We start from the raw sequence: 3,252 nt of genomic DNA, 5'->3' as shown, positions 1-3,252 counted from the left end.
CATCACCACCATGATCTTTCGACCGCCGCGACCGTGATCCAGCTGCATGTGCTGGGCATGTTCCTGCCGTCCTTCGTCACCGGCGCGCTGATCGCCCGCTTCGGCGTGCTCAGGATCATGCTGGCGGGCGTGCTGATCCTTGCGGGCCATGTGTTGATGACGCTCACCGGAACCGGCTTCACCTCCTTCGCCGGCGCGCTGATCCTGCTGGGGGTGGGCTGGAACTTCCTCTACATCGGCGGCACGGCGCTGCTCACCACCACCTATACGGCAGCCGAGCGCGGCCGCGCTCAGGCGACCAACGACATGACCATCTTCGCGGTCGGCCTTGCCGCGTCCTTCGGCGCCGCGGCCCTGCTGCAGGCCTTCGGCTGGCAGATGCTCAATGTCCTGCTCCTGCCCTGGCTGGCATTGGCCGCCGTCTCGCTGGCCTGGCTCGGCTACCGGCGCAAGCGGGCCGAGGCGGTTTTGGCACGGTGACCGGAAAGCCGGACACCGCATCCTTCCCGGCGACCTCGATGCCGGACCGCGCCTGGTGGGCGGCCCTGTGGCCCGACCCCGAAGGAGTGCTGCGGCTGCTGGGGATCGGACGGCATATGAGCGTGCTCGACCTCTGCTGCGGCGACGGCTATTTCACCGCGCCGCTCGCGAGGCTGACCGGCGGCAAGGTTTATGCCCTCGACATCGACCCTGCAATGATTGCGCGGGCAAAGCGGGAGGTCGCCTGTCAGGGCGCATCGGTCCGGCAATGGATCTGCGCCGATGCACTCGATGTGGTGAAGCATCTTTGCGATTCCGTCGATGTCGTGCTGATGGCCAATACCTTCCACGGCGTCCCGGATCAGGAGCGGCTCGCGGCGGAAGTCCTGAAGGTGCTCCGGCCCGGCGGCGTATTCGCTATCGTGAACTGGCATCCCCTTCCGCGCGAGGAAACCACCGTGCTGGGCCAGCCCCGTGGTCCGGCGACCGATTTGCGCATGCCGCCAGAGGACGTAGCCGCCGCCGTCGAACCGGCAGGATTCGCTCTCGCCCGGATCGTGGAACTGCCGCCCTACCATTATGGCGCCTTGTTCAGGGCAGGCGCTTTGCATGCGGCCTGAAACGCCAGAGGGATTTACTCGAGCGTCCGTGTCTTTGGCCTGTAATGGCGCCGCTACCAGACCAGATTGAGGCCGGAGAAGAGAAGCAGCACCGCCAGGATTGCGCGAAGCCAGCGGTCGGGCAGGTATCTGCTGCCGGCGAAGGCGCCAAGGGCTCCACCGACCGCGACGGCACCCAGCCATGTCGGGAGCGCGGCCGGGATATGATCCCATGCTGCATATGCACCGATCAGCGCCGCGCCCGAGTTCATCAGGTTGTAGACCGCCGTGGTTGCAGCCGTCTGCCGGGCGGTACCCCAGTTCATGCTCAGAATGATCGGGGCGAGAAACACCCCGCCGCCCGTCCCGGTGGTTCCTGAGATGAAGCCGATAACCGCCCCGGTTGCCAGTGCCGCCTCGAACGGGGGCGTGACCGGTTTGTCAGCCGCCAGGGCTTTTCCGCGCAAGGCCGTGCGTCCCATTTGAAGGGCCGACAATATCAGGAGGGCGCCGACGACCGGGAAATAGACGGCCTTCGGCAACTGGACCGCCCCGCCGATCAGCGAGAAGGGAAAGCCGAGGATGGCGAAGGGCCAGACATTCCGCCATGAAAGGCGTCCGGCTTTCAGAAACAGGGCAGTGCCGATCACTGCGACCAGAAGGTTCAGCGAAAGCGCGGTGGTCTTCATGGCAAGGGGCGTAAACCCCGCCAGCCCCATGACGGCAATGTAACCCGAGGCCCCGGCCTGGCCCACTGCCGCATAGATCAGAGCGATGACAAGGAAGGCGGCGGAAAGCAGGGCCGTATCGATATCCAATCCTGTTCCCACCCTGTTCGATACCTGCCTTATGCCGCCTCACGGCGTCGGAGTGTGAGACAGCCGCGTGTTCCAGATCGCGCGGTGGGCTCTGAGCGTCACAATCGTGATCCATCTCTCCGGAAGCTCGCGCATGTCCCGTCTACCGCCTGATCGGGGACCACGGTTCCGGCCCTCTTCATCGTTGTCATATCCCCCTGGGGGGGATAGACATATCCATATGACAGAAGCTCACCGCCACGCAAGCCATCCCGGCCTCGTCAAGCGGCTGAAACGTGCCGAAGGCCACCTGCGGCACGTCATCGGCATGATAGAGGCCGGGGAACCCTGCCTCGACATTGCACGCCAGCTTGCCGCCGTGGAAAGCGCGGTGACGGCGGCGAAGCGGGTGCTGATCCACGACCATATCGACCATTGCCTCGACCATGAATCGGGCGAGGTGCTGGCCGAGATGAAGGCACTGACCAAACTGCTTTGAGGCTCCGTCATGCTCGGCATCCTGAAGAACCGGATCTACCGCCACCTGTTCGCCGCGCAGGTGATCGCGCTTCTGGGAACCGGGCTGATGACGGTGGCGCTCGGCCTGCTGGCCTATGATCTGGCTGGGGCCGATGCAGGGGCGGTGCTGGGCACGGCGCTGGCGATCAAGATGATCGCCTATGTCGGCGTGGCCCCGGTGGCGCAGGCACTGGCCGACCGGATGCCGCGCCGGTCGCTGATGGTGGCGCTCGACCTGATCCGGGCGGCGGTGGCGCTCTGCCTCCCCTTCGTCACCGAAATCTGGCAGGTCTACCTGCTGATCTTCGTGCTGCAAGCCGCCTCGGCAGGGTTCACGCCAACCTTTCAGGCCACGATCCCCGACATCCTGCCCGAGGAGGAGGACTACACCAAAGCCCTCTCGCTGTCGCGCTTGGCCTATGACCTGGAAAGCCTGATCTCGCCGATGCTGGCGGCGGCACTCCTGACTGCCATCAGTTTCCACAGCTTGTTCGCCGGAACGGTGGTCGGCTTTCTCGCCTCGGTGGCGCTGGTGGTCAGCGTCACGCTGCCAATTTCCACACCCGGGCCGCGCCGGCGCATCTGGGACCGCACTACGCGCGGCCTGCGTCTCTACCTTGCCACACCACGTCTGCGCGGGCTGCTGGCGATCAACCTCGCGGTGGCGGCGGCGGGCGCGATGGTGATCGTCAACACGGTGGTGATCGTGAAGGCGGGCTTCGGGCTGGGCGAGGCCGAGGTGGCCTGGGCCTTGGCGGCGTTCGGCGGCGGCTCGATGCTCGCGGCGTTCGCGCTGCCCGCGCTGCTCGACCGGATTGCCGACCGACCGGTCATGGTCGCGGGTGCTGGGGTTCTGG

General features: G+C 66.0%; 5 protein-coding genes. 4 read left to right on the top strand and 1 reads right to left on the bottom strand.

Annotated elements, in window-relative coordinates:
* A partial coding sequence (locus tag AQY21_RS06100; protein ID WP_152988129.1) for an MFS transporter occupies positions 1-480 on the top strand: 480 nt, incomplete at its 5' end.
* Positions 481-518: 38 nt separating this feature from the next.
* Complete coding sequence (locus AQY21_RS06095) at positions 519-1,100, top strand: class I SAM-dependent methyltransferase (protein WP_058096873.1); 582 nt, start codon at positions 519-521, stop codon at positions 1,098-1,100.
* A gap of 53 nt (positions 1,101-1,153) precedes the next feature.
* Here the strand turns inward: AQY21_RS06095 and AQY21_RS06090 are convergent, their stop codons facing one another.
* Positions 1,154-1,897, bottom strand: coding sequence for a sulfite exporter TauE/SafE family protein (locus AQY21_RS06090; protein WP_058096872.1), 744 nt, complete (start codon positions 1,895-1,897; stop codon positions 1,154-1,156).
* 220 nt (positions 1,898-2,117) lie between these two features.
* Between AQY21_RS06090 and AQY21_RS06085 the strand changes: the two genes are divergently transcribed.
* Both AQY21_RS06085 and AQY21_RS06080 read left to right on the top strand, forming a co-directional pair.
* Positions 2,118-2,375: a metal-sensing transcriptional repressor gene (locus tag AQY21_RS06085; RefSeq protein WP_058096871.1), complete on the top strand. Its 258-nt coding sequence runs from the start codon at positions 2,118-2,120 to the stop codon at positions 2,373-2,375.
* A 9-nt stretch (positions 2,376-2,384) separates the two neighbouring features.
* On the top strand, positions 2,385-3,252 hold an 868-nt coding region (locus AQY21_RS06080), incomplete at its 3' end, for an MFS transporter (protein ID WP_058096870.1).

Source organism: Paracoccus sp. MKU1 (genome assembly GCF_001447385.1).
Taxonomy (GTDB): Bacteria; Pseudomonadota; Alphaproteobacteria; order Rhodobacterales; family Rhodobacteraceae; genus Paracoccus.
This window is presented reverse-complemented; position numbering and strand designations above follow the sequence as displayed.

What these genes read in the sequence shown, in the direction of transcription:
- AQY21_RS06095 (WP_058096873.1), top strand. Translation starts at nt 519, where the DNA reads ATGCCGGACCGCGCCTGGTGGGCGGCCCTGTGGCCCGACCCCGAAGGA.
- AQY21_RS06085 (WP_058096871.1), top strand. Translation starts at nt 2,118, where the DNA reads ATGACAGAAGCTCACCGCCACGCAAGCCATCCCGGCCTCGTCAAGCGG.